Here is an 18476-nt window from a genome sequence, read left to right as displayed (position 1 = left end):
TGGGCTGTTCCACGGACGGAGTTCATGAGCGTTCATGGGGTTCAACTGTCCGGAATGGTACGTGCTGTGATCGCGCCGACCCCACCGTGCCGGCTCCGTTCCCCCACCGTGCCGACTCCGTGACCGAGCCCGCGCTAAATACGTTCGCGGTTCCTCTGGCCCGGGTGAGATCCTGGAACCCGTATGTCTACTTCCTTCGCCGATCTCCAGTCCCAGCTCGGGCAGCTCTCGCTGCGCGACGCCCACCGGCTCGGCCGCCGCCTCGAAGGCGCGCGCCGCATTCGTCAGCCCGAGGCCCAGCAAGGCGTGCTGGACGAGATCGCCGCCCAGGCCACGAAGGCAGCCGGGCGGCTCGCTCTGCGGGCCGGGCGGCTGCCTGCCCTCTCGTACCCCGAACAGCTTCCGGTCAGCCAGAAGAAGGACGAGATCCTGGAGGCGATACGCGACCACCAGGTCGTGATCGTCGCCGGTGAGACCGGCTCCGGCAAGACCACCCAGATCCCCAAGATCTGCATGGAGCTGGGGCGTGGCGTCCGCGGCATGATCGGGCACACCCAGCCGCGCCGGATCGCGGCCCGCACGGTGGCCGAGCGGATCGCCGAGGAGCTGAAGACGCCGCTGGGCGAGGCGGTGGGCTGGAAGGTCCGCTTCACCGACCAGGTGAACCAGGACGCGACCTTCGTCAAGCTCATGACGGACGGCATCCTGCTCGCCGAGATCCAGACGGACCGTGAGCTGCTCGCGTACGACACGATCATCATCGACGAGGCCCACGAGCGGTCGCTGAACATCGACTTCCTGCTCGGCTACCTGGCCCGGCTGCTGCCCAAGCGCCCGGATCTGAAGGTCGTCATCACCTCGGCGACCATCGACCCGCAGCGTTTCGCGCGCCACTTCGGCGAAGCCCCGGTCGTCGAGGTCAGCGGGCGTACGTATCCCGTGGAGGTGCGGTACCGCCCGCTGCTCGAAGAGGACAGCGACGACTCCGACCGCGACCAGGTCACCGCGATCTGCGACGCCGTCGACGAACTCCAGTCGGAGGGGCCCGGCGATGTCCTGGTCTTCCTCTCCGGCGAGCGGGAGATCCGCGACACCGCGGACGCGCTGGGCAAACGCAACCTCAGACACACCGAGGTGCTCCCCCTCTACGCACGTCTGTCGCACGCCGAGCAGCACCGGGTGTTCCAGCGCCACACGGGACGCAGGATCGTTCTGGCGACCAACGTCGCCGAGACCTCGCTGACCGTCCCCGGCATCAAGTACGTGATCGACCCGGGCAACGCCCGGATCTCCCGCTACAGCCACCGCACCAAGGTCCAGCGGCTGCCGATCGAGCGCATCTCGCAGGCCAGTGCCAACCAGCGCAAGGGCCGCTGCGGCCGTACGTCGGACGGCATCTGCATCCGGCTGTACTCCGAGGACGACTTCCTGACCCGTCCGGAGTTCACCGACCCGGAGATCCTGCGGACGAACCTGGCCTCCGTCATCCTCCAGATGACCGCGGCAGGTCTGGGCGACATCGAGAGGTTCCCCTTCATCGATCCGCCGGACCACCGCAACATCCGCGACGGTGTGCAGCTCCTCCAGGAGCTGGGCGCGCTGGAGCCGGAGGAGAAGTCCCCCCGGGAGGGGAAGAAGGGGCAGCGGCTCACCCCGCTCGGCCGCCGGCTCTCCCAGCTGCCGGTGGACCCGCGACTGGCCCGGATGGTCATCGAGGCCGACCGCAACGGCTGTGTCCGCGAAGTCATGGTCATCGCCTCCGCGCTCTCCATCCAGGACCCGCGCGAGCGCCCGTCCGAGAAGCAGACACAGGCCGATCAGCAGCACGCCCGGTTCAAGGACGAGACCTCCGACTTCCTGGCGTTCCTGAATCTGTGGCGCTACATCCGCGAGCAGCAGAAGGAGCGCGGCTCCTCCAGCTTCCGCCGGATGTGCAAGCAGGAGTACCTGAACTATCTGCGCATCCGCGAATGGCAGGACATCTACGCACAGCTGCGTACGGTCGCCAAGCAGATGGGCATCGAGCTCAACGAGGACGACGCGCCGGAGCAGTCGGTGCACACCTCGCTGCTGGCCGGCCTGCTGTCGCACATCGGGCTGAAGGACACCGAGAAGAACGAGTACCTGGGTGCCCGCAGCGCCAAGTTCGCGATCTTCCCGGGGTCGGCTCTCTTCAAGAAGCAGCCGCGGTTCGTGATGTCGGCCGAGCTGGTGGAGACGTCCCGGCTGTGGGCACGGGTCAACGCCCGGGTCGAGCCGGAGTGGATCGAGCCGCTGGCCCAGCATCTGCTGAAGCGCACGTACAGCGAGCCGCACTGGGAGAAGGACCAGGCGGCGGTGATGGCCTACGAGCGGGTCACGCTGTACGGCGTACCGATCGTGGCCCAGCGCAAGATTAATTTCGGCCGAATCGACCAGGAGACCTCGCGGGACCTCTTCATCCGCAACGCCCTGGTCGAGGGCGACTGGCGCACGCACCACCAGTTCTTCCATGACAACCGCAAACTCCTGGGCGAGGTCGAGGAGCTGGAGCACCGTGCCCGGCGCCGCGACATCCTCGTGGACGACGAGACGCTCTTCGACTTCTACGACCAGCGGATCCCGGAGCACGTCGTCTCGGGCGCGCACTTCGACTCCTGGTGGAAGCAGAAGCGCCGGGACGAGCCGGACGCGCTGGACTTCGAGCGCTCGATGCTCATCAACGAGAAGGCCGGGAGCGTCACCAAGGACGACTACCCGGACTCCTGGCGGCAGGGGAAGCTCAAGTTCCGCGTGACGTACCAGTTCGAGCCCGGCGCGGACGCCGACGGCGTGACCGTCCACATTCCGCTCCAGGTGCTCAACCAGGTCACGTCGGAGGGCTTCGACTGGCAGATCCCGGGCCTGCGCGAGGAAGTGGTCACCGAACTGATCCGCTCGCTCCCCAAGCCGATCCGCCGGCACTACGTCCCCGCCCCGAACTACGCGGACAAGTTCCTGGACCGGGCCGTACCCCTGCAGGAGCCGCTGCCCGTCACCCTCGCCCGCGAGCTCCAGCGGATGGTCGGCGTCCCGGTCACGGCGGACGACTTCGACCTGAGCCGCGTCCCGGACCACCTGAAGATCACCTTCCGGATCGTCGACGAGCGGCGCCGCAAGGTCGCCGAGGACAAGGACCTGGAGGCGCTGAAGATCCAGCTGCGCCCCAAGGCCCGGCAGGCCCTCTCCAAGGCCGCCGCGGAGACCGCGGGTCCCACGGGCGGGTCCATCGAGCGTTCGGGCCTCACGGACTGGACGATCGGCGCCCTGGACCGGATCTTCGAGGCGCGGAGGGCCGGTCAGCCGGTGAAGGCCTATCCGGCCCTCGTCGACCAGGGCGAGACGGTGGCCGTACGGCTCTTCGACACCGAGGCCGAGCAGCAGCAGGCGATGTGGCGCGGCACCCGGAAGCTGATCCTGCTGAACATTCCGGTGAACCCGGCGAAGTTCGCCTCGGACAAGCTGACGAACCAGCAGAAGCTGGCCCTGTCCCGCAACCCGCACGGCTCCATCCAGGCGCTCTTCGACGACTGCGCGACCGCCGCCGCCGACCGCCTGATCGCCGCACACGGCGGCCCGGCCTGGGACGAGGCGTCGTTCCGGAAGCTGTACGACAAGGTGCGCGCCGATCTCGTGGACCTCACCGTCCGCACGATCGGCCAGGTACAGCAGATCCTGGCGGCCTGGCAGGCGTGCGAGCGCCGGCTGAAGGCCACCAACAGCCTGGTCCTGATCAACAACGTCACCGATGTACGGGAGCACCTCGCCCGCCTCGTCCCGCCCGGGTTCGTCACCGCGACCGGGCTGCGCAGGCTGCCCGACCTGATGCGCTACCTGGTCGCAGAGGACCGCCGGCTCCAGCAGATGCCGACGAACGTCCAGCGCGACACCTCGCGCATGGAGAAGGTCCACGAGATGCAGGACGAGTACGCCTGGCTGCTCGAACAGCTGCCGCAGGGCCGGCCCGTTCCGCAGGAGGTCCTGGACATCCGCTGGATGATCGAGGAGCTTCGGGTCAGTTATTTCGCGCACGCGCTGGGCACGGCGTTCCCCGTCTCCGACAAGCGGATCGTGAAGGCGATCGACGCCGCCGCGCCGTAACGGCCCGCCGGTGGCCGGGTGACCGGTCGGCCACCGGCAGCGAGGTCGACCGCACCCTCTGACCTCCTGTACAGTCTGTCTTCGCAGCCAGCCGCAAGGCAGCAGCGAAAACCTGGTCCTGTGGAGCAGTTTGGAGTGCTCGCCACCCTGTCAAGGTGGAGGCCGCGGGTTCAAATCCCGTCAGGACCGCAGTAACGAAGGCCCGGATCCTCTGGATCCGGGCCTTCGCGCGTATTGACTCCGGCATCCGCCGACGAGTACTCAGAAAACAGGGGCTGCCCCTGTTTTCTCGGAGCGGGGCAGCGCGCATCCACCGGGAGGTGGCGCGGATGGCGGCATCCACGGATGAGGGTTTCCGGACCGGCGAACTTTTCCGGGCCGACGAGGGCGGCACTCGGGAACCTGTCCGGCCCCGGGCCGGGCGAAGAACACCCCGGCACGAGATCCGCGCCCTGCTGCGTGCCCATCTGGCGGCCGCCACCGGCTACCGCCACCTCACCCGGCACTGCGCGGTCTGTGCCCGGCTGCTGCGGCTCGCCATGGAGCCTGTGGCGGCTTCTACGGCCGCCGGAGCGACCGAGGAGCCGCCCGGTCCGCCCGATCCGCCCACGGGGCCCACAGGGCCCTGGGAAGCCCCTGTGCGGGCCCAGGCGCCGTCGCTCGGCGGTACACCGCCACGGGGAGCTCCAGGGGCCGTCCGGGACGGCAGACGGGCAGAGGACGAAAGTCCCTCCGCCACGTGACCAATGGCGCGGCATCGCACCCCTATGCAGTGGCAGGCTCGTACTTGGCAAGAGCCCTGCCATGTGACGGGAGTCACCGAACCAGTTTTGAGAAGGGGTGACTTTACTCCCTTCCTACAACTGGCGAATTTAATATGTGCAATTGCACCACTCGGACGGGAGCCGCCCAGGAGCCCCCGAACCGCCCCGGCCCGACCTTCCCGGGACGAGGGTGCACAGTCCCGCACAGACCCGATCAAGCCCGCACGAGAGCCATCGGGAGCCAACCGGGCGTCCGGTTTCCAGCGACCCGAACAGGCCGCGGGCCACGGGCCGGAGCACGGCCGGCCGCGCGCGCACAAAAAAGATCGCGCTGGACCCGGCGGAGTCCAGCGCGATCTGACGACGTGACCTGTATGACACAGGTACGGCGCCCGTTGGGGCGGGCGCCCGTCATATGGAGCTATAGGTGGGCCAAGCGGGTTGGGGAACCCAAAAGCCCAGTTGTGCTGCGCCGACAGGGGTTTGTCAGGCCTCGCTGCGCTGCTGCGGAATACCCGCAAGCAGTGCGCGGACCTCTGCCTCGCGGTACCGGCGATGTCCACCGAGCGTGCGGATGGACGTGAGCTTGCCGGCCTTGGCCCAACGGGTAACCGTCTTCGGGTCCACGCGGAACATCGTGGCAACCTCAGCCGGGGTCAGCAGCGGCTCGGCATCAGGGGTGCGAGCGGTCATGAGCGGCCTCCTCGGGAGAACCGAACATTCTCGGTTCTTTCCTCTAAATTCTGCACCTTGACCCGCGTTGCCCGAAATGGCGGACGCGGGCCGAGTCGGTTATAGGACGAACGGCTTGTCCTCGGCACTACAACTACACCATCCGTCCAGCCACGTCGGCCAAACCGATGGAATTGCCCTCCCAGGTGTTCATCAGCGACGGAAGCCGATGGACCATGCCATAGCGGACAGTCACACCACCGTGACGATCAGTCACAGACTGATCAGGAGTCGTCAGACCCCCCATAGGACGCAATGCCGAGCACTCCGCCCATACTTGGACGAATAGATCCCTCCCCGAACTCCTTGTCCTATTTTGGCACGAGGAGTAGGTAAGGACGCAAGAGCCCCGTAAGTGCTATCCATCACGGTTGAGGCAAAGGCCCGGTTCGGGACGTAGGTCCTGCCGCAACAGGTGTACGCTCCGCCTCTTCACCCTCACGTGTCACACAGGACGCAGGTTCATCGCTTGTCAGTTCGCGAACTGACGATCTCTTACGGACCTCCAGCGCTCCGAGAGACGGGCGTACGCCTCACTCGCCCCCTCGGTGTCACCGGCCCGCAGCGCGGAGATGCCCTCGGCCACATCGGCGGCGCTCCGGTCCCCCGCGAGATGGCTCGCCGGCAGGGCGTGCACCAGCCCGCCGTAGTCCAGCTCGACCAGCGCGCGCGGATGGAACTCCTCCAGCCAGCGGCCGACGTCCACCAGGCCCTCGGTGAGCGGCCCCTCGTCCACCGTCTCGCGCAGCGTCTTCAGCGCCCGCGCCAGTCGGCGGCGGGCCTGGACCATCGGCGTCCGGTACCGCAGCACGGCCGGCTCACCGCCCTCGCCCGCCTCCCGGTGCTCGCGCTCCTCGTCCGAGACGAGGACGAACCAGCGCACCGGGACCTGCCACACCGCCGTCCTGATCCAGGGCCGGGCGTCCGGATTGCGTTCCGACCAGCGCTCGTGGTCCGCGAGGGCCTGCCCGCGCACCACCGGCGGCAGCACCGCGTCGAGCACCGGCCCGGGGAACATGTCCGCCAGCCCGTCCAGCGCCAGCCAGCCGCGCAGCCGGGTCCGCCACGGGCAGACGCACACCACGCCGTCCACCTCGGCGACGAACGCGTCGGCGCTCTCGTGCACCGGGACGCCGACCGGCGGGGTCGCCGCCAGAGCGGCCAGCGAGCGGCGCAGTTCGTCCTGGGCCGTGGGGACGGCGGCACGGCCCGCATAACGGGCCCAGTGGGCGCGCTCGGCCTCCGGGAAGGCCGCCAGTGGCTCGTAGACCCGGAGGTAGGACGCGTATGGGACGAGCACCGAAGACACCACCGACATGCAGCGATCGTGTCACGCCCGTACTCCGGTCGTGGGCCATCCACGGCACCGGATCGGATCTCCGGTCCTGCGGCACGGTCGGCCTTAAGCTCATGCCCACGGACCGTCCGTACCGGTCGGTCCGAGGCTCTCCCCACCTTCAGGAGAGTCTTTCCGCCGCTTCGTAATTGGGAGTCACCACAGTGACCGATGTGACCGGCGAGCCTGTCGACGCACTGCACACCTTGTTCCACTCGGACCAGGGTGGCCACGAACAAGTCGTGCTCTGTCAGGACCGTGCCAGCGGCCTCAAGGCCGTCATCGCCATCCATTCCACCGCCCTGGGTCCGGCCCTGGGCGGTACCCGTTTCTATCCGTACGCCTCCGAGCAGGCGGCCGTCGCGGACGCGCTGAACCTCGCGCGCGGCATGTCGTACAAGAACGCCCTGGCCGGTCTCGACCACGGTGGCGGCAAGGCCGTCATCATCGGTGACCCGGAGGCGTTCGAGGGCGCCCGCAGGACCGAGCTGCTGCTGGCCTACGGCCGGGCCGTGGCCTCGCTCGGCGGCCGCTACGTGACGGCCTGCGACGTCGGCACGCACGTCGCCGACATGGACGTCGTGGCCCGCGAGTGCCGCTGGACCACCGGCCGCTCCCCCGAGAACGGCGGCGCCGGCGACTCCTCGGTGCTCACCGCGTTCGGCGTCTTCCAGGGCATGCGGGCCTCGGCCCAGCACCTCTGGGGGGACCCGACGCTGCGTGGCCGAAAAGTGGGGGTCGCCGGAGTCGGCAAGGTCGGCCACCACCTGGTCGAGCACCTGCTGTCGGACGGCGCCCAGGTCGTGATCACCGATGTACGGGACGAGTCCGTGCGCCGGATCACCGAGAAGCACCCCGAGGTCGCCGTGGCTGCGGACACCGATGCGCTGATCCGCACCGAGGGTCTGGACATCTACGCCCCGTGCGCGCTCGGCGGCGCGCTGAACGACGACACCGTCGCGGTGCTCACCGCCTCGGTGGTGTGCGGCGCGGCCAACAACCAGCTCGCGCACCCGGGCGTCGAGAAGGACCTGGCGGACCGCTCGATCCTCTACGCGCCCGACTACGTGGTGAACGCCGGCGGTGTCATCCAGGTCGCCGACGAGCTCCACGGCTTCGACTTCGACCGGTGCCGGGCCAAGGCGACGAAGATCTTCGACACGACGCTGGCCATATTCGCACGTGCGAAGAGCGATGGAATTCCGCCGGCTGCCGCGGCCGACCGGATCGCCGAGCAGCGGATGGCCGACGCCCTCCGTCGCTGACCGCGCAGGAGGCCCTACGGGGCGTCATTCCCTGCACAGGGCCAGCTGTACCCACCGGCCGGGGAGACATGCCTCACCCCGGTCGGCGGGTCGCATGCCCAGAAGAGGTTAAAATCGCGGTTGACCAGCGAGGACGGGGCTTCTCGCGGGTCCTCTTCCGGGGCGTGTGATGCGGGCGGCGTACCGTATGGCCGCGGAAGCAGGTACCGTTAAAGCTCTACAGGCACGGTCTCTCTGCCGAGAGTCCGTCCTGAAACATGAACGCGTGTCAAGACTCTGGGGCCGTCGAGCCCCGTCACCGAGGGGGTCGAGCCATGGGGCGCGGCCGGGCAAAGGCCAAGCAGACAAAGGTCGCCCGCCAGCTGAAGTACAGCAGCGGCGGGACTGACCTGTCGCGTCTGGCCAATGAGCTGGGCGCATCACCTTCGAGTCAACCACCGAACGCAGAGCCGTTCGAGGACGACGACGAGGAAGATGACCCGTACGCACAGTACGCGGATCTGTACAACGACGACGATGACGAGGACGAGGACGGCCAGTCCGGTCCGTCGTCACAGCGCCGCGGCGCTTGACCTCGCGCTGATTCAGAACCCGGTCCGGGCCTGTCCCGGACCGGGTTCTGTGCTGTCCCGATCCGGAGAGCGTGCCGTCCCCGTTCACCGGGCGGATCCTTTCGACCCGCCCGGCGTCCGGTGGCGTTTTCCGTGCCCGCGCTCAGCGCGCGTACCCGCCCACGAGCTCCGCGCCCGTCAGGTGCGCGCCGCGGTCCGTGATCTCGCCGGCGATCCAGGAGTCGATGCCGCGGTCGGCCAGCGTCGTCAGGGCCGCGTCGGCCGACTCCGCCGGGACGATCGCGATCATGCCGACGCCCATGTTGAGCGTCTTCTCCAGCTCCAGCTGCTCGACCTGACCGGCCTTGCCCACCAGGTCGAAGACCGCGCCGGGCGTCCAGGTGGAGCGGTCCACCGTCGCGTGCAGTCCGTCCGGGATGACCCGGGCCAGGTTGCTGGCCAGGCCGCCGCCGGTGACGTGGCTGAAGGCGTGCACCTCGGTCGTACGGGTCAGCGCCAGGCAGTCCAGCGAGTAGATCCTGGTGGGCTCCAGGAGCTCCTCGCCGAGCGTCCGGCCGAACTCCTCGACCTTGCGGTCCAGCGTCCAGCCGGCCCGGTCGAAGACGACGTGGCGGACGAGTGAGTACCCGTTGGAGTGAAGACCGGACGACGCCATCGCGATGACCGCGTCACCCTTGCGGATGCGGTCGGGGCCCAGCATGCGGTCGGCCTCCACCACGCCCGTACCGGCGCCGGCGACATCGAAGTCGTCCGGGCCGAGCAGTCCGGGGTGCTCGGCGGTCTCGCCGCCGACCAGGGCGCAGCCCGCGAGCACACAGCCTTCGGCGATGCCCTTCACGATGGCCGCGACACGCTCGGGGTGCACCTTGCCGACGCAGATGTAGTCGGTCATGAAGAGCGGTTCGGCGCCGCAGACGACCAGGTCGTCCACGACCATGCCGACGAGGTCGTGGCCGATCGTGTCGTACACGCCCATCTGGCGGGCGAGGTCGACCTTGGTGCCGACGCCGTCGGTGGCGGAGGCGAGCAGCGGACGCTCGTAACGCTTGAGGGCGGAGGCGTCGAAGAGTCCGGCGAAGCCGCCGAGGCCGCCGAGGCCCGCGACCTCGGGGCGCTGGGTCTTCTTCACCCACTCCTTCATCAGCCCGACGGCACGGTCGCCGGCCTCGATGTCGACGCCCGCTGCCGCGTAGGAAGCACCTGTTGTCTCAGACATTGCCTGGGATCTTTCGTGTGGAGATACGGGGCTGGGGGAAGGCTGCCGGACGGTCCGGGTCACGGACGGCGCAGCGCGTCGGCCGCGGCGGTCGCCGCAGGGCCTGCCGCCAGCTCGGTCTCCAGCAGCTGCTTGCCGAGCAGCTCCGGGTCCGGAAGCTCCATCGGGTACTCGCCGTCGAAGCAGGCGCGGCACAGATTCGGCTTGTCGATGGTCGTCGCCTCGATCATCGCGTCGAGCGAGATGTACGAGAGCGAATCGGCCCCCATCGACGTGGCGATCTCGTCGACGGTCATGCCGTTGGCGATCAGCTCGGCGCGGGTCGCGAAGTCGATGCCGAAGAAGCAGGGCCACTTCACCGGCGGGGACGAGATCCGGATGTGGATCTCGGCAGCGCCGGCCTCGCGGAGCATCCGGACCAGTGCGCGCTGGGTGTTGCCGCGGACGATCGAGTCGTCGACGACCACCAGGCGCTTGCCCTTGATGACTTCCTTGAGCGGGTTCAGCTTGAGGCGGATGCCCAGCTGGCGGATGGTCTGGGACGGCTGGATGAAGGTCCGGCCGACGTAGGCGTTCTTGACCAGTCCGGCGCCGAACGGGATTCCGCTGGCCTCCGCGTAACCGATGGCGGCGGGCGTACCGGATTCCGGCGTCGCTATGACCAGATCGGCCTCGACCGGGGCCTCGGCGGCCAGTCGGCGGCCCATCTCCACCCGGGAGAGGTAGACGTTCCGCCCGGCGATGTCGGTGTCGGGGCGGGCCAGATAGACGTACTCGAAGACGCAGCCCTTCGGCTTCGCTTCCGCGAACCGGGAGGTGCGCAGCCCGTTCTCGTCGATGGCGATGAGCTCGCCGGGCTCGATCTCGCGGACGAAACTGGCGCCGCAGATGTCCAGGGCGGCGGACTCGGAGGCCACCACCCAGCCGCGCTCCAGCCGGCCGAGAACCAGCGGGCGGATGCCCTGCGGGTCACGGGCAGCGTAGAGGGTGTGCTCATCCATGAAGACGAGGGAGAAGGCCCCCTTCACCTCGGGGAGCACCTTGGTGGCGGCTTCCTCGATGGTGAGCGGCTTGCCCTCGTCGTCGGTCTGGCCGGCGAGCAGCGCGGTCACCAGATCGGTGTCGTTGGTCGCGGCTACCTGGGTGGCGCGACCGTCCTTGCGCGGAAGGTCGGCGACCATCTCGGCGAGCTGGGCCGTATTGACCAGGTTGCCGTTGTGACCCAGGGCGATCGAGCCGTGCGCGGTCGCACGGAACGTCGGCTGCGCGTTCTCCCACACCGAGGCACCGGTGGTGGAGTAGCGGGCATGACCGACCGCGATATGACCCTGGAGCGATCCCAGAGAAGTTTCGTCGAAGACCTGCGAGACCAGTCCCATGTCCTTGAAGACCAGGATCTGGGACCCGTTGCTCACTGCGATGCCCGCGGACTCCTGTCCACGGTGCTGCAGGGCATACAGTCCGAAATAGGTGAGCTTGGCGACCTCTTCGCCCGGAGCCCAGACACCGAAGACGCCACATGCGTCCTGGGGGCCTTTCTCTCCGGGGAGCAGGTCGTGGTTGAGTCGTCCATCACCACGAGGCACACCACCGAGTGTAGGCGAGATCAACCACTGGTCCGAATGGGGACACCCTGCCGGAGCACGGGGGAAGCGCCCCCGCAGCCTCCCCCGGACGCGTCCGGAACGGTCACACGGAGTGATCAGGGCGCGAGGGCGGGCGGCGGCGGCAGGGGCCGCAGGGCAGTCGTCGCCCGGATCAACGGCCGGATAACGACTGGTTCCGGCCGGTGGGCCGGGGACTCGGCGGACCGGTTCGTGGCGCTCAGTGAACCCGCCCCAGGGGGCACGCGGCGGGGTGGCCGAACGCTCGTTTCGTGGTGAGCCTCACATCGGCGGGACCGGTAGGGGGCACCTCGGGGGCCGGGCCGGCGAGTGCGTTTACCGCCGGGGGCGGCGAGGGACGGGGTGCGGTGCCCGGTCCCGTGCGACCGACCGGTATCGGCCGGTCTCACGGGACAGGGTGTGGTGCTCGGTCCCGTACGACCGACCGGTCCGGTTCCCGTCAGCCCATCAGCGGCAGCAGCGCGGCGAGGTCCGCCCGCTCGCCGCCGGCGCTGACCTTCGCCGCGTCGAGAGCCTGCGCCCACCGCGTACGCCCGGTGGCCAGCCGGAACCAGGTGACCGGATCGGTCTCGACGACATTGGGCGGGGTGCCCCGGGTGTGCTTCGGGCCCTGGACGCACTGGACGACGGCGAACGGCGGGACCCGCACCTCGACCGAACCGCCCGGCGCCTTCTCCGCAAGTGCGTCGGTGAGCAACCGGGTGCAGGCGGCGAGCGCCTGGCGGTCGTACGGGATGTCGAGCCCGGCCGCCTCGTTGAGGTCGTACGTGTGGACCACAAGCTCCACGGTCCGGGTGACCAGGAAGTCCCCGAGCCGCATCACACCGACCCGGGTGGGCAGCAGCCGGTCCGCGGAGGCATCGGTGACGAGCGACTCGAACCGGTCGGCGACCTCCGCGTACAGCGCGTCCACATCCGGGTGGCCGGTGGCGAGGTCCGCGGTGTCGGCCGCGATCCGTTCGGCCCGCCCGGCGGTCGAGAACGGCCACTCCAGGAGCGTGACCTCGGGCTTGGCGAGGGCCGGCTCGGGAAGCTCCAGGTTCCGGCTGACGTGCGAGAGCGCCATGGCCAGATGGACGGCGAGCTCACGCACCGCCCAGTCGCCGAGACCGCTCGGCCCTTCGAGCTGCTGGGGCGTCAGGGCGCCGACGGCTTCCCGGACATGGGCGAACTGCGCCAGGACCGCGGTGCGGGTCCTGACCGGGTCGTAGCGGCGGGCGCGCTTCTGGGACGGCGGCATGACGAGGAGCCTACGGTGTCGCCCCCGGCGCCTGCGGGGGACGAGACGAGGGCTCGGGGGTGCGGGGCAGGTCCTGGCGGGATACGGGCCAGGGGCCGGAGCAGGGGGCAGGCGGGGCTTTCGGCTCTCGCCCTGGCTAGACCCGGGTCGCGAAGTCGCCCAGGCCCTTTTCCAGCAGGTCGAACCCGCGCCCGGCGATCACCACGGCGTCCGCGGCGATCTCCTCGATCGGCTCCCCGGCCAGCAGCCGCCGGTGGTTCTCCGTGATCAGGGCGTTGCGGGTACCGATGAGCTGGGAGGCCGCGATACGCGCGATGGTCGGCTCCTCCCCCTCCTCGACGAGAACCTCGGTCAGTTGGTTGAGGGAGAGGCCGAAGAAGGCGTGGGCCCTGATGTGCAGCGTGGGCGTCTGCTGGATCAGCTGAAGGAGTCCGAGCGCCACCGGCGAATCGCTCACACCCACCGAGGGGTCCCGGTTCTCGATGGCGGCCAGGAAATGGCGGCGCACACCGGCCACGGCGGACTCACCGGGCGCCCGGTTCCGCACCACATCGGCGACGTCGCCGATGTGTTCCTCCATCGGCGCGAAGACCAGGTCCTCTTTGCTGTCGAAGTAGTTGAATACCGTCATCTTCGACACATCGGCCGCCTCGGCGATCTCCGCCACCGAGACCTGTTCGAAGCCTCGCTCGGTGAAGAGCTTTGCGGCCTCGAACAGCAGACGCCGTCGCGTCTGGATCTTCTTGCGCTCTCGCAGCCCCGGCCCCTCGGTCATGGCATCACTGTACCAGGATGAAACTTATTCCTGGATGAACATTTGACCGGGTTCATTTTCTTTTGGAGCGGTTTTCCGCAGCGGCACCGTGCCGCGGTGGAGGGAGCCCCGGCAGGCCCGAAAAAGGCCCTTCCCGGCGGCCCGGCGAGGACGCTGATGGCAACCCTCACAAAGGAGGCGATCCAGCAGACCCGGTACAGCACCATGGCCGCTTTGCGGACGGGCACGATTTCCCCATGGATCGTCTTTTCGTCGTACGTGTTTCTCGGATCGCACGCTTACTTCTCCGTACTTTCCTCGTACCCGTTTTCCTCGCGCGTGCTTTCCCGCATGAGTTTTCCTCGTACGCGTTCCTCAGAACCTGAGCGCGTGAGGAACACCCCCGGCGGCACCACCCGGACACCGGGCCTCGTACCGTCCCTGCCCCGTCGTGCCGGTCGGCAACGCACAGAAGTCCCGCCCGTTCGGGCGGGACTTCTGTGACAGCCGGCCAACGTGCCCGCCGAACAGTGTCACGCGAGCGGCACCGCTCGGGAAGAACTACGCGAGCAGCGCGGGGATCGTCCCCTCGTGCGCCGTACGCAGCTCGCTCAGCGGGATGCTGAACTCGCCCTGGATCTCGATCTCCTCGCCGTCCACGACACCGATCCGGGCCACGGGCAGACCGCGCGCCCCGCACATGTCGTTGAAGCGGAGCTCCTCGCTGCGCGGGATCGAGACGATCGCGCGTCCCGCCGACTCGGAGAACAGGAAGGTGAACGCGTCCAGTCCGTCCGGCACGACCAGCCGGGCACCGTTGCCGCCGCGCAGGCAGGACTCGGTGACCGCCTGGATCAGACCGCCGTCGGACAGGTCGTGCGCCGCGTCGATCATGCCGTCGCGGGAGGCTGAGATCAGGATCTCGCCGAGCAGCTTCTCGCGGCCGAGGTCCACCTTGGGCGGCATGCCGCCGAGGTGGTCGTGGACGACCTCGGACCAGGCCGAGCCGCCGAACTCCTCGTGCGTGTCGCCGAGCAGGTAGAGGAGCTGGCCCTCTTCCGCGAAGGCGACCGGCGTACGCCGGGTGACGTCGTCGATCACGCCGAGCACGGCCACGACCGGCGTCGGGTGGATCGCCGTGTCGCCGGTCTGGTTGTACAGCGACACGTTGCCGCCGGTGACCGGGGTACCGAGCTCCAGGCAGCCGTCGGCCAGACCACGGGTGGCCTCGGCGAACTGCCACATGACGTCCGGGTCCTCGGGCGAACCGAAGTTCAGGCAGTCCGAGATGGCGAGCGGCTTGGCGCCGGAGGCGGCGACGTTGCGGTACGACTCCGCCAGCGCGAGCTGCGCACCGGTGTACGGGTCGAGCTTCGTGTACCGGCCGTTGCCGTCGGTCGCCATGGCCACGCCGAGGTTGGACTCCTCGTCGATCCGGACCATGCCGGCGTCCTCGGGCATCGCGAGCACGGTGTTGCCCTGCACGAAGCGGTCGTACTGGTCCGTGATCCAGGACTTGGAGGCCTGGTTCGGGGACGAGACCAGCCGCAGGACCTGCTCGCGCAGCTCGGCGCCGTTGACCGGACGGGCCAGCTTGCCGGCGTCGTCGGCCTGCAGCGCGTCCTGCCAGGACGGGCGGGCGTACGGGCGGTGGTACGTCGGGCCCTCGTGGGCGACGGACCGCGGCGGCACGTCCACGATCTGCTCGCCGTGCCAGAAGATCTCCAGCTGCGAGCCCTCGGTCACCTCCCCGATGACGGTGGCGATGACGTCCCACTTCTCGCAGATCTCCAGGAAGCGGTCCACGTGCTGCGGCTCGACGATCGCACACATGCGCTCCTGCGACTCGCTCATGAGGATTTCCTCGGGCGAGAGGGAGGAGTCGCGCAGCGGCACGGTGTCCAGCTCGACGCGCATGCCGCCGGAGCCCGCGGAGGCCAGCTCGCTCGTGGCGCAGGAGAGCCCGGCACCGCCGAGGTCCTGGATGCCCGCGACGAGCTTCTCCTTGAAGATCTCCAGGGTGCACTCGATGAGGAGCTTCTCCTGGAACGGGTCGCCGACCTGGACGGCCGGGCGCTTGGCCGGGCCGGTCGACTCGAACGTCTCCGAGGCCAGCACCGAGACGCCGCCGATGCCGTCGCCGCCGGTGCGGGCGCCGTAGAGGATGACCTTGTTGCCGGGGCCGGAGGCCTGGGCCAGGTGGATGTCCTCGTGCCTCATCACGCCGATGCAGCCGGCGTTGACGAGCGGGTTGCCCTGGTAGCAGGCGTCGAAGACGACCTCGCCGCCGATGTTCGGCAGGCCCAGGCAGTTGCCGTAGCCGCCGATGCCCGCGACGACGCCCGGCAGGACGCGCCTGGTGTCGGGGTGGTCGGCCGCGCCGAAGCGCAGCGGGTCGACGACCGCGACCGGGCGGGCGCCCATCGCGAGGATGTCGCGGACGATGCCGCCGACTCCGGTGGCCGCGCCCTGGTAGGGCTCGATGTACGAGGGGTGGTTGTGCGACTCGACCTTGAAGGTGACCGCGTAACCCTGCCCGACGTCGACCACACCGGCGTTCTCGCCGATGCCGACGAGCATCGCGTCGTTGTCGGGCACCTTCTCGCCGAACTGCTTGAGGTGGACCTTGCTGCTCTTGTAGGAGCAGTGCTCGGACCACATCACGGAGTACATGGCGAGCTCGGCGCCGGTGGGACGGCGGCCCAGGATCTCGCGGACCTTGGCGTACTCGTCCTCCTTGAGGCCGAGCTCCTTCCAGGGCTGCTCGGTGTCCGGGGTTTCGGCCGCGTGCTTGACCGTGTCCAGGCTCATGCGTTGACCAGCTTCTTGATGATCGAGGTGAAGAAACCGAGACCGTCGGTACGGCCGGTGCCGATCAGCGGCTCGACCGCGTGCTCCGGGTGCGGCATCAGACCGACGACGTTGCCCGCGGCGTTGGAGATGCCGGCGATGTCGCGCAGCGAGCCGTTGGGGTTCACGTCCACGTAACGGAACGCGACACGGCCCTCGGCCTCCAGCTCGTCGAGCGTGTGATCGTCGGCGGTGTAGCGGCCGTCCATGTTCTTGAGCGGTACGGAGATCTCCTGGCCCTCGGAGTAGTCCGAGGTCCAGGCGGTCTCCGTGTTCTCGACGCGCAGCTTCTGGTCGCGGCAGATGAAGTGCAGGTGGTTGTTGCGCAGCATCGCGCCGGGCAGCAGATGTGCCTCGGTCAGGATCTGGAAGCCGTTGCAGATACCGAGAACCGGCATGCCGGCCTTCGCCTGCTCGATCACGGTCTCCATGACCGGCGAGAAGCGGGAGATGGCTCCGGCCCGCAGATAGTCGCCGTAGGAGAAACCGCCCGCCAGGATGACCGCGTCGACCTGGTGCAGATCCTTGTCGCGGTGCCAGAGCGAAACGGGCTCGGCGCCCGCCACCCGTACGGCCCGCAGGCTGTCCTGGTCGTCGAGGGTGCCCGGAAAGGTGACGACTCCGATACGAGCAGTCACTTCGACTCCTCGGCCTTCTCCACCTTCACGGTGAAGTCCTCGATGACGGTGTTGGCGAGGAACGTCTCGGCCATCTCGTGAATACGGCCGAGGGCGGCCTCGTCGACCGGTCCCTCGATCTCCAGCTCGAAGCGCTTTCCCTGACGTACGTCCGCGATTCCCTCGAAGCCGAGACGGGGCAGCGCACGCTGCACAGCCTGTCCCTGCGGGTCGAGGATCTCGGGCTTGAGCATGACGTCGACTACGACGCGTGCCACTGGCACTCCCGGTGTGGTGGTGTGGTGCGGCTGTTTCTCCGGGGGGTTCCCCAGACCCCCGCGGGTCCCCTCAGCCTACCCGTCCAGAAATTCTACGCGGGTAGATATCGAGTAGGCCGGATCACGCCGGGATATTGAACGCGACGGAGGATGCGACAACGGACTCAACAACGGATACGGCACCGGATGAGAGACCGGACGAGAGGGCGGATGCAAGACCGGCTGCGAGAGTGGATGAGAGAGCGGATGCGCTAAATCCTGCGGCAAAACATCTTCAACCGCAGCACACATAGCCCGCTGACACGCGCAGGTAATTGGGTGGGCTTCACAATGCGGTGCCCATCGCTGTACAAATGATTACCGGGGAAAGCGACATTGCCCCGGAACGGCCGACACCAGTCGGCCCTCATCCGCGCTCTCAGCCGGAAGGCCGGCATCCGCGCATGTCAGACGCGCAGGTGCCGCAGGAAAGGACCGATATCCGTGGCTCAGCGTGTAGTGGTCACACTCTCCGACGACATCGACGGGGGAGCAGCGGCGGAAACGGTCACCTTCGCCCTGGACGGGAAGTCGTACGAGATCGACCTCAACCCGTCCAATGCAAAGAAACTGCGCAAGGTCCTGGCCCCGTACATGGCGGCCGGCCGAAAGCAGACAAATGCCAGTAAGCATGGCAAGGTTCCCGTCTCATACCGCCACACCTCGCTCGCGCCCGACCCCGCGGCCGTGCGCGCCTGGGCCCGGTCGCACCGGATGGAGGTGCCGGCCCGCGGCCGGATTCCCAAGAAGGTCTACGAGGCGTTCCGAGAAGCCAGTTGAGCGGAAGTGCCGGGCGGCCGGGCCCGGGCGGAGGGCAACAGACCGCCCGTCGCCGGCCTCCTCGGCGACACCCCGTGGGAGCCGACTTGCGCTACACCCCTGCAGGTCGGCTAGAGTCTGGAGCACGCCGAAGGGCAAGGCCGAAAAGCCGGACCCGAAGCAGCGTGCGGGTGTAGTTCAGTAGTAGAACATCCCCCTTCCAGGGGGAAGGCGCAGTGTGCAATTCCTGTCACCCGCTCTGCATCATTCTTCCTCGACCACTCCGGTGGATCAGGTAGAATAGTGCTCG

Annotated in this window: 14 protein-coding genes and 2 tRNA genes; 7 read left to right on the top strand and 9 right to left on the bottom strand. The window is 68.6% G+C overall.

Annotated features, from left to right (window positions below; genetic code table 11):
• The first annotated feature begins 183 nt into the window (after window positions 1-183).
• The 3 genes from hrpA (at window position 184) to FHX80_RS35710 (ending at window position 4862) form a co-directional block, all read left to right on the top strand.
• Entirely contained in the window at window positions 184-4119 is a 3936-nt protein-coding gene (gene hrpA / locus FHX80_RS15145; protein ID WP_145764671.1) for an ATP-dependent RNA helicase HrpA, read from the top strand.
• A 114-nt stretch (window positions 4120-4233) separates the two neighbouring features.
• A tRNA-Asp gene (locus tag FHX80_RS15140) sits at window positions 4234-4308 on the top strand.
• Window positions 4309-4448: 140 nt separating this feature from the next.
• The gene (locus FHX80_RS35710) at window positions 4449-4862 is read left to right on the top strand and encodes a DUF6274 family protein (RefSeq protein ID WP_145764670.1); all 414 of its coding nucleotides are present in this window, start codon (window positions 4449-4451) and stop codon (window positions 4860-4862) included.
• Window positions 4863-5369: 507 nt separating this feature from the next.
• Here the strand turns inward: FHX80_RS35710 and bldC are convergent.
• Together bldC and FHX80_RS15125 are read right to left on the bottom strand one after the other, a co-directional pair.
• The gene (gene bldC / locus FHX80_RS15130; RefSeq protein WP_003949541.1) at window positions 5370-5576 is read right to left on the bottom strand and encodes a developmental transcriptional regulator BldC; all 207 of its coding nucleotides are present in this window, start codon (window positions 5574-5576) and stop codon (window positions 5370-5372) included.
• 511 nt (window positions 5577-6087) lie between these two features.
• On the bottom strand, window positions 6088-6933 hold the full coding sequence (locus FHX80_RS15125; protein WP_145764669.1) for a DUF8083 family protein: 846 nt from the start codon (window positions 6931-6933) through the stop codon (window positions 6088-6090).
• 182 nt (window positions 6934-7115) lie between these two features.
• Between FHX80_RS15125 and FHX80_RS15120 the strand changes: the two genes are divergently transcribed.
• Both FHX80_RS15120 and FHX80_RS15115 read left to right on the top strand, forming a co-directional pair.
• On the top strand, window positions 7116-8216 hold the full coding sequence (locus FHX80_RS15120; protein WP_145764668.1) for a Leu/Phe/Val dehydrogenase: 1101 nt from the start codon (window positions 7116-7118) through the stop codon (window positions 8214-8216).
• Window positions 8217-8530: 314 nt separating this feature from the next.
• Entirely contained in the window at window positions 8531-8788 is a 258-nt protein-coding gene (locus tag FHX80_RS15115; protein ID WP_145764667.1) for a DUF3073 domain-containing protein, read from the top strand.
• A gap of 142 nt (window positions 8789-8930) precedes the next feature.
• Here the strand turns inward: FHX80_RS15115 and purM are convergent, their stop codons facing one another.
• The 7 genes from purM to purS all read right to left on the bottom strand — a co-directional run bounded on the left by purM (window position 8931) and on the right by purS (window position 17374).
• The gene (purM, locus tag FHX80_RS15110) at window positions 8931-10004 is read right to left on the bottom strand and encodes a phosphoribosylformylglycinamidine cyclo-ligase (protein WP_145764666.1); all 1074 of its coding nucleotides are present in this window, start codon (window positions 10002-10004) and stop codon (window positions 8931-8933) included.
• 59 nt (window positions 10005-10063) lie between these two features.
• Window positions 10064-11590 (bottom strand): amidophosphoribosyltransferase, encoded by a 1527-nt coding sequence (gene purF, locus FHX80_RS15105; protein WP_145764665.1) that lies wholly within the window; start codon window positions 11588-11590, stop codon window positions 10064-10066.
• A gap of 478 nt (window positions 11591-12068) precedes the next feature.
• Window positions 12069-12869, bottom strand: a complete 801-nt coding sequence (locus FHX80_RS15100) for a maleylpyruvate isomerase family mycothiol-dependent enzyme (protein WP_145764664.1) — start codon at window positions 12867-12869, stop codon at window positions 12069-12071.
• A gap of 136 nt (window positions 12870-13005) precedes the next feature.
• Entirely contained in the window at window positions 13006-13644 is a 639-nt protein-coding gene (locus FHX80_RS15095; protein WP_145764663.1) for a TetR/AcrR family transcriptional regulator, read from the bottom strand.
• Window positions 13645-14184: 540 nt separating this feature from the next.
• Complete coding sequence (gene purL / locus FHX80_RS15090; protein WP_145764662.1) at window positions 14185-16434, bottom strand: phosphoribosylformylglycinamidine synthase subunit PurL; 2250 nt, start codon at window positions 16432-16434, stop codon at window positions 14185-14187.
• Window positions 16431-17111, bottom strand: a complete 681-nt coding sequence (gene purQ, locus FHX80_RS15085; protein WP_145764661.1) for a phosphoribosylformylglycinamidine synthase subunit PurQ — start codon at window positions 17109-17111, stop codon at window positions 16431-16433. Before purQ ends, purL begins: the two co-directional genes overlap by 4 nt.
• The gene (gene purS / locus FHX80_RS15080; RefSeq protein ID WP_145764660.1) at window positions 17108-17374 is read right to left on the bottom strand and encodes a phosphoribosylformylglycinamidine synthase subunit PurS; all 267 of its coding nucleotides are present in this window, start codon (window positions 17372-17374) and stop codon (window positions 17108-17110) included. Before purS ends, purQ begins: the two co-directional genes overlap by 4 nt.
• A 477-nt stretch (window positions 17375-17851) precedes the next feature.
• Between purS and FHX80_RS15075 the strand changes: the two genes are divergently transcribed.
• Entirely contained in the window at window positions 17852-18187 is a 336-nt protein-coding gene (locus FHX80_RS15075; protein WP_208764659.1) for a histone-like nucleoid-structuring protein Lsr2, read from the top strand.
• Window positions 18188-18353: 166 nt separating this feature from the next.
• A tRNA-Gly gene (locus tag FHX80_RS15070) sits at window positions 18354-18425 on the top strand.
• Window positions 18426-18476 lie beyond the last annotated feature (51 nt).

Source organism: Streptomyces brevispora (assembly GCF_007829885.1).
GTDB classification, from domain to species: Bacteria; Actinomycetota; Actinomycetes; order Streptomycetales; family Streptomycetaceae; genus Streptomyces; species Streptomyces brevispora.
Note: the sequence above shows the minus strand (reverse complement) of the source record. Positions and strands in the feature narration are given on the sequence as shown.

Excerpts from the sequence above, each read along its gene's own strand:
- hrpA (WP_145764671.1), top strand. The coding sequence starts at position 184 with ATGTCTACTTCCTTCGCCGATCTCCAGTCCCAGCTCGGGCAGCTCTCG.
- FHX80_RS35710 (WP_145764670.1), top strand. The coding sequence starts at position 4,449 with ATGGCGGCATCCACGGATGAGGGTTTCCGGACCGGCGAACTTTTCCGG.
- bldC (WP_003949541.1), bottom strand. The coding sequence starts at position 5,576 with ATGACCGCTCGCACCCCTGATGCCGAGCCGCTGCTGACCCCGGCTGAG.
- FHX80_RS15125 (WP_145764669.1), bottom strand. The coding sequence starts at position 6,933 with ATGTCGGTGGTGTCTTCGGTGCTCGTCCCATACGCGTCCTACCTCCGG.
- FHX80_RS15115 (WP_145764667.1), top strand. The coding sequence starts at position 8,531 with ATGGGGCGCGGCCGGGCAAAGGCCAAGCAGACAAAGGTCGCCCGCCAG.
- purM (WP_145764666.1), bottom strand. The coding sequence starts at position 10,004 with ATGTCTGAGACAACAGGTGCTTCCTACGCGGCAGCGGGCGTCGACATC.
- FHX80_RS15100 (WP_145764664.1), bottom strand. The coding sequence starts at position 12,869 with ATGCCGCCGTCCCAGAAGCGCGCCCGCCGCTACGACCCGGTCAGGACC.
- FHX80_RS15095 (WP_145764663.1), bottom strand. The coding sequence starts at position 13,644 with ATGACCGAGGGGCCGGGGCTGCGAGAGCGCAAGAAGATCCAGACGCGA.
- purL (WP_145764662.1), bottom strand. The coding sequence starts at position 16,434 with ATGAGCCTGGACACGGTCAAGCACGCGGCCGAAACCCCGGACACCGAG.